Below are 17,915 nucleotides of genomic sequence, written 5' to 3' on the forward strand. Positions count from 1 at the left end.
GTTTGTGCAATTCCGCGCGGGACGAGGAGTACCGATGGATCCGGACGCTTTAGCCGAGTTGGCATTCGAAGCCCTGACTTCCACGAGAACGCTCCGCTCCGCCCGGGAACACCTCCACGACCTCGTGGAACCGAAACTCGCGCACAACCCGGGAACCGCCGAGCTGTGGTCCGGGTTCACCCGCGACCGGCGAGTCCCACCCGAACTCCCGGCCGCCCTCGCAGCCGAACTGCGGCACGACGAGCGCTTCGCGAACCGGGTCGCGGAACTGGCGAACCGCGCGCTGTGGCGCAGGAGGTTGATCCCGCGCCGCGACCTGGTGCTCGGGATCGGGGTAGCGCTCGTGGGCACTGCGGCGGCAGGCGGGATCAACTGGCTCCTCAACCCCGCGATCGAGCCCCTGGCCCAAGAGGAAGTCACCAAGGCGGAGCAGGCCAAGGCCAGGTCCAAGGGCGTGCTCGGGGTGAAGGCGGTCCACCAGGTGCGCGTGGACGACGCGTTCGGGTGGGCCTTCGCCGAACCGCTCTCGGACGCGCAGGTGCGAGACCTGCTGGCGGTCGAGGGCGGACCGGAACTCGGCCCGCTCACCCTCGCCGCGCGACCGGTCTACATCGCCTACCACCACTGGGGAAGACTCTACAACTTCACCAGGCTGAGGATGACGGTGGTCAACCACTGGCCGAAACCGGTGCTGATCACCGACATCAAAGCGAAGGTGGAGCGGTCGGATCCCTTGTCGGGCGCACTGGTGTGGGCGGGCGCGCAAGGCGGTGTGGAGGTGATCGACCTCGGTTTCGACCTCGAAGAGGCCGATCCCCACGCTCGGGTCGCCAACGAGGACGGCACCCTCGGCGATCCCTGGACCTACGGTGAGAACGTCGAGCTGGAGCCCGGCCAGACCCAGCCGTTCAACGTCGTCGGGCGCGCCGGCTCGGCGTGCTGCAAATGGCACCTGGAGATCCACGCGGAGATCGAGGGGCAACCGCAGGTCTTCGAGGTGAAGGACGAGCAGGGCAAGCCGTTCGTCACCACGGCTTTCGCCGACCACTACCGGCAGCGCTTCAGCTACAAGATCGACGGCGGCACGTGGGTCGAGCGTGGCGAGGGCGGGATGTTCCGATGAGGACGGGCACGCGGAGGACGCTGTTCCTGGTCGGCTGCCTCGTCACGGGCCTCGTCGCGGGCCTCGCGGTGTGGTGGGAACCCCGGGTACCGCAGGACCCGCCGACGCCGCTCGAGACGTCGTGGAGCGCGGTGCCCGCCCGGGAACCGGAGATCGGGGTGGGCGTCCGGGTGGGCGGGCGCTCCGCCGAGGACGGGTGGGTGCTGATGGCGTCGGAGGAGCTGGCCCGTGCCACCCCGCCCGATGACGTCGTCGACTGCCGCGGGCTCCAGGAGTGGGCGCTCCGCGAGGGCGCGCTGCCCGCCGGTGCCGCGACGCACACGATCACTGTGTCGGCGAACTACCACACCACCGTCGAGAGCGTGTTCGTCAAGGTGTCGCCGGATCCCACGCCCTACCCGCGGACCTCGGCGGGCGGGCCGTGGGTCCGCCTGGCCTGCCTGCCGCAGCCCGGGGCGCAGGTGCCGCTGCCCGACCCCGACAGGCCGGAGTTCGTCGTCAACCGCGAACCCTCGATGTTCGAGTCCGCCTACCGATCGTTGACGCTGTCCGAGCAATACGCGGTCACGCCCGGGTCGCCGGCGGACGTGGAGGTCGTCGTGGACCTCCGCGGTACGACGGGTCCCTCCGCCTACCGCTTCGAGATCGGTCTGACGGAGGGCAACGAGTTCCGGATGCTGCCGGTGAACGGAGGCGCCCCGATGTTCGCCACCGAGGACGGCGGCGGGATGGGGTACTGGCCGGCCACCGCGCTGTGGACGATGAGCCCCACCCGCACGCACACCTACTGCGAGGCCGTGTCGAACCCCGCTCCCGACCAGGAACCCGCCTGCTCGTAAGGCGCTCCCTCACCCGTGCCCGGACGCCACGCGCGTCAGCTCCGGCACGATCTCGTGGGGCGTGGTCACCGACATCGCCTGCGCCCACGCCTTCTCCGCGCCCGCCGCGAACGACGGCTCCTCCAGCAACTTCCCCCCGCACCCCCTCGGAGGTGACCTCGCCGGCGTCCACCACCTGTGAGGTGCCAGAACTCTGCGCTGATGCGCTGGGCTGGGGTAATCACACACCACGTGCTGCAGGAGCATGATCGTGAGGCGTGGCGCTACGACTGCTGTACCTGATCATCGTCCGGATCGTCGGCTGGCTGGTCCTGCTCAGCCGATCGACGGCGGCCAAGGACGTGGAACTGCTGGTGCTGCGGCACGAGGTCGCCGTGCTGCGCCGGATTAACCCTCGCCCGCGGTTGGCCTGGGCCGATCGCGCGGTGCTCGCCGCGTTGGTGCGACGCCTACCCGACTGGTTACGGCAACACCGGTTGGTGACACCGGGCACCGTCCTACGGTGGCACCGACGCCTGGTGCAAAAGAAGTGGACCTACCCGAACCGACCCGGCCGACCTCCGATCGACGACACCACCGCGGCGCTGGTCGAACGGATGGCACAGGAGAACGCCGGCTGGGGCTACCGCCGAATCCAGGGCGAGCTGCTCAAACTCGGCCACCGGGTAGCCGCCTCAACCGTCCGCCGCGTGCTCAAACGTCTGCGGATACCGCCCGCACCCGGACGTGACACCGATACCTCCTGGCGGCGGTTCCTCCGTACCCAGGTCGCAAGCACGTTGGCCTGCGACTTCTTCCACGTCGACTGCGCACTCACCCTCAAGCGGGTCTACGTGTTCTTCGTGATGGAGGTCGCCACGCGCTACGTGCACATCCTCGGCACCACCACGAATCCGGACAGCCCTTGGACCACGCAACAAGCCCGCAACCTGCTCATGGACCTCGGCGACCGGGCCGACGACTCCCGGTTCCTGAGCCGCGACCGGGCCGGCCAGTTCACCGTCTCGTTCGACGCGGTCTTCTCCGATGGGGGCATCCAGGTCGTCAAGATCCCACCACGGTGTCCACGAGCCAACGCCCACGCCGAACGATTCGTCGGCACCGTCCGACACGAAGCCACCGATCAACTGCTCATCATCAACGGACACCACCTGCGAGCGGTACTCGACCGCTACGTATCCCACTACAACCACCGCCGACCCCACCAAGCACTGCAACTCGCGCCACCACGACCAGACCGGCCGATCGCAGAGTCGGCCTGTACCTCGATACGCCGCCGACCAATCCTCGGTGGCCTGATCAACGAGTACGAACCCACCGCCGCCCAACCGCAGATCAGACCATATGGCCGACTTCTGGCACCCCACAGGCCGATGAGCGTCGAACCGACCGCGAACGAGAGCGTGCCCTGGATGAACATGAACACGAAGCCCACGACCGCATTGCCCGAGGTCAAGGCGAACAGCAACCAGCCCGCGAGCAACGCTACCGAGCCGAACCCCAACAGCTGGAGGGGTTTGCTGTCACCGAACCGACCACCGATGTTCACGCCCGCGAACGAGCCGAGGCCGAACAGCAGCAGCGCCGGCGGCACCCAGCTCGACGACAGGTGCGCCACGTCGGTGACCACAAGGGCGAGGTAGGTGAACGAGCAGAAGGTGGCGCCGTTGACGAGGGCACCCAACACCAGCACGACGAGCAACCGCGGAGTGCGCAGCGCTCGCAGCTCGCTCAGCGCGCTCGGGGCCCCCGGGTCCGGAGCGGTCGACGGGACCGCGCGCAGGATGGCGAACACCGGTGGCACGGACAGGATGGCCACGGCCCAGAACGCCGAGCGCCAGCCCCACAGCTCACTGGTGAAGGCACCTGCGGGCACACCCGCGATGCAGGCCAGGGTGACACCGCTGAGCAGGATCGACGTCGCCTTGCCCTTGTGGTTGGGGCCGCCATGGCCGCAGCGGAGACCAGGCCGACGGCCAGGAAGCCCGCATTGGCCAGCGCTGCCACCACGCGGGTGATCAAAAGGATTCCGAAGCTGTCGGTGAGGGCGCCGATGACGTGCATCACCAGGAAGGCAAGCAGCGCGTTGCGGCGCGGCCAACGCAGGCTCAGTATCGCCACCACCGGTGCGCCGACGACCATGCCGATGGCGAAGGCGGAGGTCAGCGAGCCCGCGGCGGGGATGGACACGGACAGTTCGTCAGCGATGTCCGGCACCAGGCCGGACAGCATGAATTCCGACATCCCCTGGGCGAAGACCGCCAGCGCGAGGACGTATACGGCGAATGGCATGGAAAGGCTCCACGACTGCCTGAAGAACGTGTGCGACAAAACTGCCCAAGCGGCGCTACCGCCGTCGTGGGCGCGACAGGAACCAGGAACGGGTCCGGGTGGGAGATCGAAACGGTGACGAGGACCGCACGAGGCAGGCCGAGACAGCGGCGGAGTACGCCCCAAGGCGTCGGCACGGGGTGGGCGCGACTGCGGAGAACGCCACCGGAGAGATCCGGCGGCTACCTACTCGCTGCCTCAGGGCCGGCCATGTCCAACAAGGTGGCAACGTGGTTTCGGAGATGTCCAACCACCACCTGGGTGTCGCACGGCGCGGCCGGGTGAATTGCGTGACCGACCGTCCCTGACCTCGGGAAGTGAGGCCCTGTGACCCCGCTCAACGCAATCGTGTTCCTGTTCGCGCTGGTGGTGGTGCTCAGCGCGGCGCAGTTGGTCGGCACGCCGGCCAGGCGGGTGGGTCAGCCGCCGGTCGTCGGCGAGGTCGTGGCCGGTGTCCTGCACGGCCCGCGTTGTTCGGCGGCGCGATACCGGAACTGCTGTTCCCCCGGACGTCCGACCGGGCCTGACCGCGCTGGCGAACGTCGGCGTGGCGGTGTTCGTGGCGTTGAGGTTGGAAAAGGCTCCATGTCTCCAGCCCGCCATCACCAGGTTGAAAGCATCTCATTGCATCAGGAGCGCTGAGCGACCGGTCCGCCGGTCCGCCGGTTTCACGGGTGTACTCGAATGGCTGAGGGTCGTTCGACCCACATGCGCCGAGCCCCCGGCGGTTAGCCTCGTGCTCGGTACGCGAAAGCCGGATGAACTCGGAAGAACGAGAAGGAATACAATGCGCAAACTTCTTGTGTCGGTATTTGTGGCGTTAGGCCTGCTGGCGTCGGTGACGGGTGTCGCCTCGGCAGCCGGGACCGCGACCGGCCCGTCGACCACCGCTACCTACGACTGTCGCACCGTGCCGAAGACGAGCACCGTGAACGACGGCGTTCCGGGCCCGATCTTCTGGGCTCGGATGCAGTGCTTCGGCCGCGGTTGGGGCTATACCGGTCCGGTCGACGGGGTGATGGGCCCGAACAGCTGGAAGGCCATCCAGCGGTACATGGACCACAACGGTTGGTACGACGGTCCGATCGACGGTAACCCCGGTGCCGAGACGAGGAAGGGCCTGCAACGGTGGGCCACGGCCAAGGGCGGCTACACCGGTCCCATCAGCGGAACCACTGAGCGGGATGCCTACAAGGCCCTCGCCAGGGTTCTCAACGCGATGACCTTCTGACCCAGTGGCCAGGGGGCAGGCCGCTCGAGGCCCGCCCCCTGGCCTTCGCAGCGGGCATCGGAGCCTTCGGCCGGCCTGGATACCGGACGTCTCGTCCCTCGACGCCGATCCGGCCACGCGCTCATGGCCGTCAAGTCCTCCCGATCACTCCCGGCACCCTGCTCGGCCGGCACCGCAGATTCATCGCCGGACGGTGGGATCACACCGTGCGTCGACGTACCGGACGCCCACCGGCACGAGCGGCGGTCAAGACGCGTGGACGACCCGGGATGAAGGCGGCGACGACCAGGGCGAGCAGCGCCGCCGCCGCGCCGGCCAGCAGGACGGTGGTGAACGCGGCAGGGGCCGGGACCGCACGCCCGCTCACCGTCGTGGTCCCGGCGGCGAGGAGCAGTCCGGTCACCGCGCCGGCGGTGGACGTGCCCAACGACCGGCAGAGGTTGTTCAGACCGTTGGCCGCCGCGGTCTGACCGGCGGGGACCGCGTCCATGACGAGCGAGGGCATTGCCCCGTAGGCGAGCCCGATGCCGGACCCGACGAGGGCGGTGCAGACGAGCAACTGCCAGAGCTGGGCGTGCCACAGCGCCGCGAAGCCGTAGCTGCACGCGAGGACCAGGGCCCCGGCCATGAGCGTCACCTTCGGTCCGAGACGGGTGGTCATCCTGGCCGACACCGGCGACATGGCGATCATGCACACCCCGCCCGGCGCCTGCAGGAGGCCGGCCACGAGCATCGACTCGCCGAACCCGTACCCCGCCGTCGCGGGCATCTGCAGGAGCTGGGTGAACGCCAGCGAGTTGGCCAGCATGGCGAAGCCGAAGACCACCGAAGCGGTGTTGGTGAGCAGGACCTGCGGCCGGCGGCTCACCCGCAGGTCGATCAACGGTTGCGGGATGCGCAGCTCCCACGCGCCGAACAGGACCAGCAGCGTGGCAGCGCCCGCGAACGACCCGAGGGTGAGGCCGCTCGTCCACCCCCAGCCACCGCCCTGGGAGACAGCGAGGAAGAGGCAGACCAGCGCTCCCGAGAGCAGCAACGCCCCCAGCGGGTCGAACCGGCCGTCCCGCGGCCGCGACGTGCGGGGCACGACGAGCAGGACGAGAACACCCGCCGCGGTGGCCAGCCCAGCCGCGGTCCAGAACAGGACCCGCCAGTCGGTGTACTGCGCGAGCAACGCCGACAGCGGGATTCCCAGTGAGGCCCCGACACCGAGCGACGTGCTCATCACCGACGTCGCGGAGGCCAGCCGGCGCGCCGGCAGGTGGTCGCGGAGCAGGCTGATCCCCAGGGACACCACACCAGCGGCGGTGCCCTGCAGGGCGCGGCCGGTGACGAACCAGCCCAGCGAGGTGCTGAGCGCCGTCACCGCGGAACCCGTGATCAGCAAGGAGAGGCAGCACAGCAGAACGCGCCGCTTGCCCCACATGTCGGCGAGCCGGCCGGCGATCGGGATGGACACCGCCCCCGCGATCAACGTGGCCGTCACGGCCCACGAGGCTTTGCCGGGGGTCGTGTGCAGCAGCGCCGGCAGATGAGGGAGCAAGGGGATGACGAAGGTCTGCTGCAACGACACCGTGATCCCCGCGAGGGCGAGCACGGCGATGAGCGTCCTCGGTGGCGTTGTCACGGGTTCTTCGGGAGCAACTGCTTGGTGCTGCGCCGGAAGGCCCACACGATGACGACCACGACGAGCGCCGACAACGGCGTGCCCATCGCGATCCGGGCGACACCGAGCGCGCTGGTGTTGTCGTTGAGGTAGAGCCACTGCTGGAGGCCGAACCGGGCACCCAGCACGGCGGCTGCGGCGAGGGTGGCGATGGTGTGGGCGCGCAGGACCGTCCGGTCGTTCCGCCACCGGTGTTTGCGGCCGTGCACGAAGTTCCAGATGACGCCGGTGACCGGCCGGCGGAGCAGCACGGAGCCGAGAGTGATCACGAAGCCTGCCAGGTAGGCCCAGATCCCCACCGCGAAGTAGTTCTTCGCCGACCCGGTCAGTGCCACGATCCCGGCGGCGACCGCGACGCCTGCCAGGCTGCCGGCCGCCGAGATCCAGCGCTCACCGCGCACGAGCCGGAACACCATCAGTCCCACCCCCGTCAGCAGGGCGACGGTGAGCGTCGCCGGCAAGGGGAGGAAGAGGTTCGCCGTCACGAACACGACCACGGGGACAGCGGAGTGGATGAAACCCATCCGCGTGCCCATGCGGGCGAGCATCGCCTCCGCACGGGTGGGCCCCGTGTCGGAGGGTGAGGTCGTGTGGTCGTCGTCCACCGTGTCGTGTTGCCGCAATTCGGTCATGGCTGTCTCGTCCTTCCAGCGGTAGGCCGGTGTTGGCGGGAGCTCAGGAGGTGGCGGTCGTGGAGCGCACGGGCGCCGACGTCCTGGCGAACGCGACGGCTTCGTCGAAGCGGGCTCGTTGAGCGACGAGCCGGCGGTACCTCATGACGTGGCGCTGCCCGTTCAGGGTCAGCACCCCGGTCAGGCGGTCGCCCTCGCGGTACAGCGCGACGAAGTGGTCGCCGGCCGGGTCGCCCGAGACGATCTCGAGACCGTCCTCTGCCGTGACACCCGCGAACTGGATGCGCGAGCCGTACCAGTCCGACCAGAAGTACGGGACCGTCGTGTAGGGCCGGGCATCTGCCGGTGCCACCGCGTTGCGTGCGGCACGCGCCCCCTGCTCGGCGGCGGCGGACCAGTGCTCCACCCGCATCGAGCGGTCGAACAGGGGGTTGTGCCAGCGGGCGACGTCTCCCGCGGCGTGGACGCCGGGTGCGCCGGCGCCGAGGAACTCGTCGCAGACCACGCCGTCGTCGACGGGCAGTCCGCTGCCGGCGAGCCAGTCCGTGCGGGGCACCGCCCCGATGCCGACGACGACCAGGTCGGCGCCGATCACGGTGCCGTCGGTGAGGCGGACGCCCTCTACCCGGTCAGTGCCCTCCACCGCGGCCACGGCCTGTCCGCAGCGCAGCACGGTGCCGTTGCGGGTGTGCAACGACGACAGCGCGGCACCGAGCTCGGGCCCGACGGACCGGACCAGTGGCGCCGGCAGCGCCTCCACGACAGTTGCCGGCAAGCCGCGCTCGCGGGCGGCCGAGGCCACCTCGGACCCGACGAATCCGGCCCCCACGACGACGGTGCGAGCACCCTCGTCCAGAGCACGTCGGACCGCGCGCGCATCGTCGAGCGTCCGCAGGACGTGCACACCTGCCAGGCCTTCCGTTCCCGGCAGGCCGCGGGCCGCGGCGCCGGTGGCGATGACCAGCGCGTCATAGGCCACCTCTGCACCGCCGGCGTGCACGACCCCGGTGTCCGGGTCGAGTCCGGCGGCCGGGGTGTCGAGCAGGAGTTCCACGTCCAGCTGGTCGACGAGCTCCGCGCGGCTGCGGAAGGTCACCGGTTCGGTCGAGCCTCCTGGGGCCAGCATCTGCTTCGACAGCGGCGGCCGGTCGTAAGGGAGGTGGGGCTCGTCGCCGATCAGGGTGATGCGGCCGGCGAACCCGGCCTTGCGCGCTGCCTCGACCGCGCGCAGACCCGCGAGCGAGGCGCCGACGACCACGAGCGAGCGGGGTCCTGTGCGGACCGTCGTGGCGCTCACGGTTCCAGCCCCAGTGCCAGGGCCGGGCAGCCCTCGACGGCCGCGGTCACCTCGTCCAGCGCGCCTTCCGGCACCTCGGTGGACAACACGACCAGTTCGCCGTTGTCGTCCACCTCGAACACGGTGGGCGCGAAGGACTCGCAGATCCCGATGCCGGTGCACCTGGCCCGGTCCAGGACGATCCTCATCGGACAGGCGCCTTCCCGCTCGCGGCACCCAGGCGGACGTGCATGGTCCGGACGCCGGGCACCATGGTCGAGCGCATCCGCAACACCTCGCCGGTGAGCTCGACGCGGTCGAAGCGGGCGAGGAACTCCTCGAAGAACACCCTGGCCTCGAGCCGGGCCAATGACAGCCCCAGGCAGGCGTGCTCGCCGGTGCCGAAGGCCAGGTGCGGGTTGGGGCGGCGGGTGACGTCGAACTGCTCGGCGGTGTCGCCGAAGACGTCCTCGTCGCGGTTGGCGGCGCCGTAGAGCAGCACGACCGCCTGTCCCTCCCTGATGGACCTGCCTCGCAGCTCGACGTCCTCGGTGGCCCAGCGGGTCATGTGCGTGACCGGGGAGACGTAGCGCAGCATCTCCTCGACCGCGGAGGGGATCAGGCTCGGGTCCTCGACGAGCATCCGCAGCTGCTCGGGGTGGTCGACCAGCGCGATGGTGCCCAGCGCGATCAGGTTGCGCGTGGTCTCGTTGCCGGCGACGAGCAGCAGGTGCAGGAACGACATGAGTTCGTCGTGGGACAGGCTCTCGCCGTCGACCTCGGCGTCCATGAGGATCGAGATGAGGTCGTTGGCGCGGCGCTGCTCCCGCAGTTCGATCAGCCGGCGGAAATACGTGGTCAGCGCCCCGAACGCCTCCTGCGAGGTCAACGTGATGCCGGGGTCGGCAGAGCCGACGGAGGCGTCGGACCAGGCGCGGAACTGCTCCCAGTCCTCGGCCGGCGCTCCGAGCAGGTCGGCGATGATGCGGACGGGGACCTTCGCGACGAGCCCCTCGGCGTACTCGAGTTCGACGCCTGCCTCCGCGGAGTCGAGCACACCGCGCACGATCGCGCGGATGTCGGGCTCCATCGCGTTGACGTGCCTGGGGGTGAAGCCCTTCGAGATCAGCTTGCGCAACGCGTTGTGCCGCGGCGGATCGGTCGTGATCAGCATCGGGCGCGGGTCGGCCGTCCGGGGCTTGCCGTCGGGCATCAGCACTCCCTTGGCCGACGAGAAGAGGTGCGGCCGCGAGCCGATGAACTTGATGTCCTCGTAGCGGGTGATCCCCCAGAACCCGCCGTTGGCGCTGGTCCAGTGCACCGGGGAGTTCCGACGCAGGTCCCGGTAGGCCGGTGCGGGATCACCGATGTAGAAGTCGGGCAGGTGCAGCGGGTAGTTCGGTTCCACGCGCGGTTCCCTTCAGGGGTGATGTGGGTGGCGGCGCGCTCCGGCATGGTCGTCATGACCTTCGACCGCCGTTCAGATATGCGGTACAGTACACGCATATTGCGAGGTGGTCTACACGTATCTTGGCGTACTTCCGGTGCTACCGCTGAAGTCGGCCGAGTACCGGGACAGGTGCTCGCGTACATTGCTCCAGGAAGCGGTGTGCACGTGAACCGCATCAGGCGGCGCGGCGTGGACCGCGCGACCACTCCCGCCAGCTCGACGATTGGACGCGGTGACGCCGGCATGACGACCCACGGTGACGCAGGTGCTTCGATCCCTTCTCCGGCGGACCGGGAGCGGAGCGGACCCATGACGCGGCAGACGCTCGAGAACCGCGTCTTCGACGCGATGGCGTTGCTCACGCGGACGACGGAGGACTTCTTCGAGCGGACCGCCGGCGGCATCTCCGCCGGGCTGCGCCGCGGCACCGCCTCGCCGCTGTTCGTGCTGCACCGCACCGGACCGCTGCGCGTGTCGCAGCTGGCGGAAGAGCTCGGCCTCGACCGCACGACGGTGACACGCCACCTCGACGACCTGGAGTCCCGCGGCCTGGTGATCCGGCGGCCCGACGAGCGGGACCGGCGCGCGATGGTGGCGAGCCTGACCCCGGCGGCCCGGGACTTCCTCGACGACATGAGGGTGCGCAACAGGGCGTTGATCCGGCGCATCTGCGCCGACTGGACGCGCGAAGAGCGCGCGGTGTTCGGGCGGCTGCTGCCGCGCTTCGCCGTCGAGGGCGAGAAGGTGTTCGGCAACGCGCCGATGCCGGACCCCGGGAGACCTCAGGGCCGTTCGCGTGGAACCGGCGGGGGCCCGGCCGGCCGAGGGTGAGATGGGAGGCGGACCCGCTGGGCCCAGCCAGAAGGCGTACCGGACGCGCAGGTACGGAGCGTGTGCCTCGCCGAGCGCGCGGAAGGAGCCGAGCAGTTCCCGCTTGAGCCCCCGCAGGTAGCGGACGTTGACCCGGCCGCCCTCGTTGCGCTTGGCCTCCTGCAGCTCCGGGCGCCACAGGAGGTCCTCGGCCCGCGGGTGCCAGCGCAGGTCGACCTCGTGCAACGGCCGGTTGTGGGTGAGCACGACGACCTCGGCGGCCAGTTGGTCACGCGTGGCGGACGAGGCCGCGCCCCCGAGCGGCTCGAGCAGAGTTGCGCTGCCCACTTCGGCACTCCGCACGATGATTCAGTCGACCACGACCGGACCGGCCGATCGCACAGCCGTGCCGTCCCTCCGTACGTCGCCGACCGGTCCTCGGCGGTCTGACCGACGAGCACGGAACTCCACGGTCGACGGTGCCCGGTCAGCGGCCTTCTTCCCCGGTCAGCTGTTCGAGCAGGGTGAAGCCGTGCTGGTCCACCGAGATCGTGGTCGCGGAGAGGATGACCGCCGCGGTGCCGGCCGCGCGGTCCAGGCCCAGCCAGGTGCGGAATCCGCCGGTGCCGCCGTTGTGCCAGGTGATGGCACGGCCGTTGCGCTCGATCGTGATCCACGCCGCGCCGATGCGCACCACCCGGCCGGTGAAGTCCTCGACGGGGTCCAGGGCGGCAATGCCGGGCGCGGAGCCGTCGAGCAGGGCGGCGGCGAGGCGGGCCATGTCGCCGATGCGCGCGCGGATGCCCCCGGCCGGTGCCAGTGCTTCGCCCGTCCACGGCCGGCGCTCGCGGCCCCACCTGGTGGTTCCGGTGAGTGCGGCCGGTCGCAGGTCGGTCGGGGTGGCGGGCGCGTAGAACACGTCCAGGCCGAGAGGGGTGGCGACCCGGTCCCGGAGCAGGCCCTGGAACGTCGTGCCGGCGGCGCTCGCCAGGGCGTGCCCCAGGAGCTGGAAGCCCAGGTTGGAGTAGCGGGGCCGGGGTGGGCCGGGGCGCACGCCACGTGCCTGGGTGAGCAACTGGTCGAGCGTGTCGCCGTACGGGTTCGCGCCGTGCAGCCACAGTGCCAGCGACCTGCGCAGCGGGGAAGCCGCGGCGGGCAGGCTCGGCAGGCCCGAGCGGTGGGTGGTGACGGACGACAGCGTCACGCCCGACACCGGAGTGCCGTCCAGCGGCAGCAACTCGCCCAGCGTGGTGGACGGCCCGACCTCGCCCCGTTCCCGCGCGTCGGCGTAGAGCAGGCCGGTGATCCCCTTGGAGATCGAGCCGATCTCGAAGTCGGCGTCGGCGCACGCGCCCACGCTCGCCACCGACGTCCCGGCAGGCGACACCGTGGCGACGGCGGCCACCCGGTGCCGAGCCACCAAGCGCGCGACCGACTTCTCCGCAAGCGTTGCACCCGACAAGACCCACCCCTTGGAACCCTTTACACGGCGACGGGCAAACGGTAGTCGGCGTGCCCCTGGACAACACGCTTCCTTCGACTACCGGTGATGCGACTTTGGTATGCGGTGACGTCGGTACGCCGTCGACCGACCCTCGGCGACCTGATCAACGAGCACGAACCCACAGCAGCTCAACCGCAGGTCAGATCATGTAGCCCACTTTTGGCACCGTACAGGCCGGCGGGCTGGTGTGCGCAGGCGGAAGGACGGGGCGACCTCGGGCTGTGGCCGCGCTCAGGCGGGCGACCCGCTGATCGGGAAGCCGATCCGGTGGATGTCGTCCGCGATGGCGGCGAGGGTGGTGGCGGGGTTGAGCGCGGCCACGACCTCGGTCGTCAGCGGACGCCCGGCATAGAGGTGGCGTACCGCCTCGAGGTCGACCGGCTGCTGGTAGTAGTCCTGCGCCCAGTCCTGGAACGCTTCCGGGCTGCCGTCGATGAGCAGGTCGAACAACCAGTCCGCACCGTCCTGGGCGTCATCGGGAAAGGCGATGTCGCCGTGCCGCCACCTGGCGTCACCCCACTCGCGCCACAGGCAGACCGTCACGCACGGCGTGCCCTCGTCGGTGAACGCGGGTTCGTCGACCTGCGCCCGGAACACCTCCGGCACGGAGTCGGTCACGCCGGGCCACGGCTTGCCGTCGTCGGTGGCGTACGGACTGATCGGCGACTCGTGGTCGAACCCGCGCACGTACGCTCCGGATGCGGTGAACACGATGGAGTACTCGTTGCCACCACCGTCCTTCTGGGAGGCCAGTTCTTCGCCGGGTGCCCACGCGGGGTCGTAGGAGTGGTGGCGGTCCTCGTTGTCCGGGTCGAGCACCGCGTCCAGCACGGCGAGGACGCGACACAGGTCGCGCAGTTCGGGAATCGCGGGCAGCTTGTCCGCGATGTCGTAGGCGGTCATGTGCACATTCAATTGCGGTGTGCGGCGGCCTGCTCCTCCGGGGTCCACTCACGCCGTCCGGTTCCGTGAACACGGGGACACGCGGAGGCCCCGGGCGTGCGGCCGGGGAGCACCTCCTGGGCGAAGTGGTCCAGCTCGGAGAGGTGGTCGACGAAGCTCAGCGTCATCCCGGAGAACCCGGACTGGTGGAAGCGCGCGATCCGGTCGGCGATGTCGTCGGGGCTGCCGATCAGGGGGCGGGTTCCGTGTCCGGTCGCGAACCGGGCGTGGAAGGCCGCAAGCATCTGGGGCGTGAAGGGCTTGGCGTGCAACCCCTGCGACCGCATGAGGTTGTCGACCGCGGCCCAGTCAGCGTGGTCGTGGGCGTAGTGGCGCAGGTACTCCTCGGCCCCGCGGGCTGGGCGGCCCACCACGTGGGCCGGTGAGCCGGGCCTGCGACGCTTCACCTGTCGCGCGACCTCGTCGACGACCCGCGCCGCCGGATCGGGGCGAGCGGCCGCAGGGGCGGTCACGGTGCCGGGGAACTCGCGGGCAGGGGCGCAGGTGGGCGGTGGCCGCGCGCGGTTGCGCGCCGGGTCTACCGCGACGCGGTGCGGGCAGCCCGGTCCCGGCGAGGTGTCGGGCCGGCGCGATGACCAGCGCGGCGAGCGTGGCCAGGACCAGCGGGGCGAGGGGGAGTTCGGCGTCGCCGGTGCGCGCCAGGCGCAGTGCACGCGGTCCGGGGGCAGTACTCGGGAATTCGTGGCATCGCGCTGCTGGCCGGGTACGCCGTGGCCGCCGTGTCGGTGTCCGGGACGTTGGAGCGCTTCGACCTCACCTCACGGCTCCGGACGTCGGGTCGGGCCTGGTGTGGCGCGGTGACCGGGAGGGCGAGCCGAGTCCGTGGGACCGTTCTCCACGCGCCGGCGCTTGCCACCCGGGCCGGTCGCGCCGGCGGTCTGGTTGAATTTGCTGTGGCTGACGGGTACCCGGGGGTTCTGACGGATCGAGACGTCCTGGTCGTGTGTGACGGCGCGGAGCTGCGGGTGCCGATGCGCGCCTTCCTGGACGGGTACGACGGGCCGCACCCCCGCTACCGGATCGAACTGGTGCTCCGGGGAGACCTGTTCACCGCTACGGGACCGGACATGTTCGAGGCGTTGCTGCGATTGCGGCGTCAACTGGAGCCGTACGGGTATGCGGTGGCGGTGCAGGGTGCGCGGCGGGACGTGTGGTCGAGCGGCATGGCGCGGGACATGGGTGGCGGCATGAAGGCGTACGTGATGCGGCCGGGGAAGGAGGCGACGACGTCCGACCTGGTGCAGACCTTGGACGACGCGCCGGTTGAGCTGCTCGACACGATCGCCGAGCAAGAGAAGCGCCGGGACTCCTGGCACGGCCGACCCGCGGCGCCGTGGTGACCGAGCCCCCTTTCCAACCGCATCCGGCGTTGAGGTGGAGTGCGAGGATGGCTCGGGGCGGGTCGGTGATGCGGTGGTGGAGCAGCTGAGCCTGCGCAGGGGTCGCCAGGTCCTGGGGGTGGAGACCGCTCGTTCGCCAAGGGGCGGATGCGGGCGTGGGAGCGGTTGACCGCCTGCCGGGGTCTGTCGAACGAGCGGTGCAACTCGGGTTGAAGAGGGTTACTTGCGTCCGGCGGCCAGGCGGCCGTCGAAGGCGATCTCGAAGGCGTTCAGCGCCGGCTCCGGCGCATCATCCAGCGTTTGCGTCCGGTCCCGGTCGGGTCCAGGCTCATGATCGCGAGGTGGACGCACTTGAGTGCGGCCTGCTCGTGGGGGAAATGGCCACGGGCCTTGACCGCGTGGTGGATGCCGACGTGCTGATGCTGGTCCGCGACGGGTCGACCGGGCTGCCCGACGCGGTCACCGCGGTCTGGCCGCGCACGGTCGTGCGGACCTGCGTGGTCCATTTGCCGCGCAACAGCTTCCGTTACGCCGGCCGCCAGCACCGGGACGTCATCGCCAAGGCCCTCAAACCCGCCTGCACCGTCCCGACCGAGGCCGCAGCACGTGAGCGGTTCGCCGAGTTCACCGACACGTGGGACGCCCGATATCCGGCGATCGTCCGGCTCTGGGGCAACGCCTGGGCGGAGTTCGTGCCCTTCCTCGCCTTCGGCGCGGAGATCCGGCGGGTGATCTGCTCGACCAGCGCCATCGAGTCCGTCAACGTCCGCATCATCGCGGTTGCGCAGCTTGGTCGGCACGTGCAGCCAGCACTTCGCGCCCTCGCCACCGTCGCCGGCCCAGAGCCCGAGGATGTCGCGGTGGCCTTCGCAGCCTGACGGCTGCACACGTCGGCACCAGGCTGGCGTCTCGTCCACGGCCCAAGCGCCCTGCAGGGGTAGCGGCGTGCACAGGCGAACCCTCACCGTGTTCGGCTGGTCGACTCGTGCCATCAGCCGTGTCGCGCACTGTGCCGGCACGTCCCCGCCCGACCGCATGGCGTGGACTGGGCGTCATGTCGATCACCTGAAGCGGTGGACTGCCGGTCGACGCGAGAGTCTTGCCGATCAACCCGTCTATCTGATAGATATATCTGGCAGAGAGAGGCGTGATGGCGAGAGCGAGTCAGACCGAGATCGCGGTGCTGGGCGGGTTGAGCATCCAGCCGATGACGGGGTACGCGCTGAGGGAAGCGATCCGCGAGGTGTTGGGGCATTTCTGGAGCGAGAGCTACGGCCAGATCTATCCCACCCTGGCCAACCTCGAACAACAGGGGTTCGTGCGCCGACAGGACGCGGCTCAGGCCCGTGGGTCGACGTTCGCAATCACACCGGCGGGGATCCGTCACCTGGAGGAGTTGCTGGCGCAGCCGGTGCAGGCCACACCGCCGCGCAACGGACTGTTGCTGCGACTGTACTTCGGCCGTCATCTCGGCCCTGCCGCTTGCCGGACGCTGGTCCAGGCGATGTTGACCGAAGCACAGGATGCGCTGGAGCGGTACGCGCGGATCCGCGCGGAGGTCGAGGGCCAGGACAGCGGGGACCGCGACTACTGGCTGCTCACCGTCTCCGCGGGAGAGCACTCCGCCCGTGCCGCACAGGCATGGGCCCACGAAGCACTGTCCACCCTCACCGAACTCGACGACATGGCCGGAACCTGATCAGGGAGAACCTCATGACGACAACTTCCACCCACCGGCTGAGACATGCCGCCGCCGCTGCCGGAGCAGGGTTCGTGCTGGTGTCGGCGTTCCAGGCACTGTTGGCGGCCGGAGTCCCGCTGGGCCGGGCAGCGTTCGGCGGCGCGTCGGCCGAACTGCCCGGCACCCTGCGGATCGCCAGCGGGGTCGCCACCGCGTTCTGGCTGGTGGCCGCAGCGGTGGTGCTGCGGCGAGGTGGCTACCGCGTGCGGTGGATACCGGAGCGAATCGCCAAGGTCGGCACGTGGGCATTGGTCGGGCTGCTCACGGCAGGAATGCTGATGAACCTGGCCTCGCCCAGCCCGTGGGAACGTTTCGGCTGGGCACCGATCATCGCAGTACTGGCCGCACTGTGCCTGACCACCGCACGCGGGCAACGCCAAACCGCCCACTGACATCCTCGTCCGTGGCGCCGGGGGCAGTGCCCAACGGCACGGGATACTGCTCCCGCACTCCACATCCACGCGAGCGGGGGTGGTCCGTCCTTCGTTTCCAGGTACAACACCTCGCGGCGGTCTTCCCCGCGCGAGCGGAGGTGGCCCGGGCTGCGAACCCGGTCCGAAGGCCGGTGCGTGGAATGGCGTGCTCCGTGATCACCGTCGTGGCACATTCCATCCGCTGTTCACGGCTGGATGAGGCGCTCGCGTTGCGCGCCGACGTCGCGCGACGGGTCGAGGAGTTGCGTGTGCGAGTGGCCGGCAACGCGCGCTACCAGGAAGGCGAGATGCCCCCCGAAGACGCCGAGCGCCTGCCGGCACAGCCGTTGGAGGCGTGTGACGAACTGGAGTCGTTGGTCCGTCGGATCAACCGCGCCAATGCCTCGCGACCGACGACGACGCCACGGGCCGCAACCAGCACGGCATGGCCCGCCAACTCCGCTCCGAACTGCTGCACGCCTCCGCCCTACCAGTGGCCACGCTGCGCGCGGACGCCGACCGACTGGCTCGGGACATCCGCGAGATCGACATCGACATCCAGCAGGCGAACTGGCAGGTGGACGTTCTGGAGTGAG

The 17,915-nt window shown here is 70.2% G+C and carries 17 protein-coding genes and 5 pseudogenes; 12 read left to right on the forward strand and 10 right to left on the reverse strand.

Annotated elements, in window-relative coordinates; genetic code table 11:
* The first annotated feature begins 4 nt into the window (after window positions 1-4).
* The 3 genes and pseudogenes from CKY47_RS29415 to CKY47_RS37040 form a co-directional block, all read left to right on the forward strand.
* On the forward strand, window positions 5-1,123 hold the full coding sequence (locus CKY47_RS29415; protein WP_306749572.1) for a hypothetical protein: 1,119 nt from the start codon (window positions 5-7) through the stop codon (window positions 1,121-1,123).
* Complete coding sequence (locus CKY47_RS29420) at window positions 1,120-1,962, forward strand: hypothetical protein (RefSeq protein ID WP_306749573.1); 843 nt, start codon at window positions 1,120-1,122, stop codon at window positions 1,960-1,962. Before CKY47_RS29415 ends, CKY47_RS29420 begins: the two co-directional genes overlap by 4 nt.
* A 935-nt stretch (window positions 1,963-2,897) precedes the next feature.
* Window positions 2,898-3,131 (forward strand): annotated as a pseudogene (locus CKY47_RS37040) (integrase core domain-containing protein); the annotation flags it as partial.
* Window positions 3,132-3,145: 14 nt separating this feature from the next.
* On the opposite strand, the pseudogene CKY47_RS37045 reads toward CKY47_RS37040, so the two are convergent.
* Window positions 3,146-4,254, reverse strand: a pseudogene (locus tag CKY47_RS37045) (Cmx/CmrA family chloramphenicol efflux MFS transporter).
* A 366-nt stretch (window positions 4,255-4,620) separates the two neighbouring features.
* Here CKY47_RS37045 and CKY47_RS29430 point away from each other — a divergent pair.
* Window positions 4,621-4,935, forward strand: coding sequence for a hypothetical protein (locus tag CKY47_RS29430; RefSeq protein ID WP_306749575.1), 315 nt, complete (start codon window positions 4,621-4,623; stop codon window positions 4,933-4,935).
* A 145-nt stretch (window positions 4,936-5,080) separates the two neighbouring features.
* The gene (locus CKY47_RS29435; protein ID WP_306749576.1) at window positions 5,081-5,524 is read left to right on the forward strand and encodes a hypothetical protein; all 444 of its coding nucleotides are present in this window, start codon (window positions 5,081-5,083) and stop codon (window positions 5,522-5,524) included.
* A 199-nt stretch (window positions 5,525-5,723) separates the two neighbouring features.
* Here CKY47_RS29435 and CKY47_RS29440 read toward each other — a convergent pair whose 3' ends face one another.
* The 5 genes from CKY47_RS29440 to CKY47_RS29460 are packed head-to-tail and all read right to left on the reverse strand — an operon-like array spanning window position 5,724 to window position 10,506.
* Complete coding sequence (locus CKY47_RS29440; protein WP_306749577.1) at window positions 5,724-7,151, reverse strand: MFS transporter; 1,428 nt, start codon at window positions 7,149-7,151, stop codon at window positions 5,724-5,726.
* Window positions 7,148-7,822, reverse strand: coding sequence for a DUF3159 domain-containing protein (locus CKY47_RS29445; protein ID WP_306749578.1), 675 nt, complete (start codon window positions 7,820-7,822; stop codon window positions 7,148-7,150). Before CKY47_RS29445 ends, CKY47_RS29440 begins: the two co-directional genes overlap by 4 nt.
* A 43-nt stretch (window positions 7,823-7,865) precedes the next feature.
* The gene (locus CKY47_RS29450; RefSeq protein WP_306749579.1) at window positions 7,866-9,119 is read right to left on the reverse strand and encodes an NAD(P)/FAD-dependent oxidoreductase; all 1,254 of its coding nucleotides are present in this window, start codon (window positions 9,117-9,119) and stop codon (window positions 7,866-7,868) included.
* Complete coding sequence (locus CKY47_RS29455; RefSeq protein ID WP_306749580.1) at window positions 9,116-9,307, reverse strand: ferredoxin; 192 nt, start codon at window positions 9,305-9,307, stop codon at window positions 9,116-9,118. The genes CKY47_RS29450 and CKY47_RS29455 overlap by 4 nt, the downstream gene beginning before the upstream one ends.
* Window positions 9,304-10,506 carry a cytochrome P450 gene (locus tag CKY47_RS29460; protein WP_306749581.1) on the reverse strand — a complete coding sequence of 401 codons (1,203 nt, stop codon included), beginning with the start codon at window positions 10,504-10,506 and terminating at the stop codon, window positions 9,304-9,306. Before CKY47_RS29460 ends, CKY47_RS29455 begins: the two co-directional genes overlap by 4 nt.
* A 351-nt stretch (window positions 10,507-10,857) precedes the next feature.
* Between CKY47_RS29460 and CKY47_RS29465 the strand changes: the two genes are divergently transcribed.
* On the forward strand, window positions 10,858-11,379 hold the full coding sequence (locus CKY47_RS29465; RefSeq protein WP_306749582.1) for a MarR family winged helix-turn-helix transcriptional regulator: 522 nt from the start codon (window positions 10,858-10,860) through the stop codon (window positions 11,377-11,379).
* Window positions 11,380-11,845: 466 nt separating this feature from the next.
* Here CKY47_RS29465 and CKY47_RS29470 read toward each other — a convergent pair whose 3' ends face one another.
* From CKY47_RS29470 to CKY47_RS29480, 3 genes are all read right to left on the reverse strand, one after another.
* A complete protein-coding gene (locus tag CKY47_RS29470; RefSeq protein ID WP_306749628.1) occupies window positions 11,846-12,778 on the reverse strand; it encodes a serine hydrolase domain-containing protein in 933 nt (310 codons plus the stop codon).
* Between the two features lie 315 nt (window positions 12,779-13,093).
* The gene (locus CKY47_RS29475; protein WP_306749583.1) at window positions 13,094-13,765 is read right to left on the reverse strand and encodes a hypothetical protein; all 672 of its coding nucleotides are present in this window, start codon (window positions 13,763-13,765) and stop codon (window positions 13,094-13,096) included.
* A gap of 8 nt (window positions 13,766-13,773) precedes the next feature.
* On the reverse strand, window positions 13,774-14,277 hold the full coding sequence (locus CKY47_RS29480; protein WP_306749584.1) for a hypothetical protein: 504 nt from the start codon (window positions 14,275-14,277) through the stop codon (window positions 13,774-13,776).
* A gap of 489 nt (window positions 14,278-14,766) precedes the next feature.
* Here CKY47_RS29480 and CKY47_RS29485 point away from each other — a divergent pair, with 489 nt between their 5' ends.
* Window positions 14,767-15,165: a hypothetical protein gene (locus CKY47_RS29485; protein WP_306749585.1), complete on the forward strand. Its 399-nt coding sequence runs from the start codon at window positions 14,767-14,769 to the stop codon at window positions 15,163-15,165.
* A gap of 219 nt (window positions 15,166-15,384) precedes the next feature.
* On the opposite strand, the pseudogene CKY47_RS37050 reads toward CKY47_RS29485, so the two are convergent.
* Window positions 15,385-15,563: pseudogene (locus CKY47_RS37050) on the reverse strand (IS256 family transposase); the annotation flags it as partial.
* Window positions 15,564-15,584: 21 nt separating this feature from the next.
* Here CKY47_RS37050 and CKY47_RS29490 point away from each other — a divergent pair.
* The 5 genes and pseudogenes from CKY47_RS29490 to CKY47_RS29505 all read left to right on the forward strand — a co-directional run.
* A pseudogene (locus CKY47_RS29490) lies at window positions 15,585-15,878 on the forward strand (transposase); the annotation flags it as partial.
* A gap of 437 nt (window positions 15,879-16,315) precedes the next feature.
* On the forward strand, window positions 16,316-16,864 hold the full coding sequence (locus CKY47_RS29495; protein ID WP_306749586.1) for a PadR family transcriptional regulator: 549 nt from the start codon (window positions 16,316-16,318) through the stop codon (window positions 16,862-16,864).
* Window positions 16,865-16,878: 14 nt separating this feature from the next.
* Window positions 16,879-17,298 (forward strand): hypothetical protein, encoded by a 420-nt coding sequence (locus CKY47_RS29500; protein ID WP_306749587.1) that lies wholly within the window; start codon window positions 16,879-16,881, stop codon window positions 17,296-17,298.
* A 182-nt stretch (window positions 17,299-17,480) separates the two neighbouring features.
* A pseudogene (locus tag CKY47_RS37055) lies at window positions 17,481-17,720 on the forward strand (DIP1984 family protein); the annotation flags it as partial.
* Between the two features lie 44 nt (window positions 17,721-17,764).
* Entirely contained in the window at window positions 17,765-17,914 is a 150-nt protein-coding gene (locus CKY47_RS29505) for a DIP1984 family protein (RefSeq protein ID WP_306749588.1), read from the forward strand.
* Window position 17,915: the final 1 nt, after the last annotated feature.

The sequence above is a fragment of the Saccharothrix longispora genome (assembly GCF_030852425.1).
Classification (GTDB): domain Bacteria; phylum Actinomycetota; class Actinomycetes; order Mycobacteriales; family Pseudonocardiaceae; genus Actinosynnema; species Actinosynnema longispora.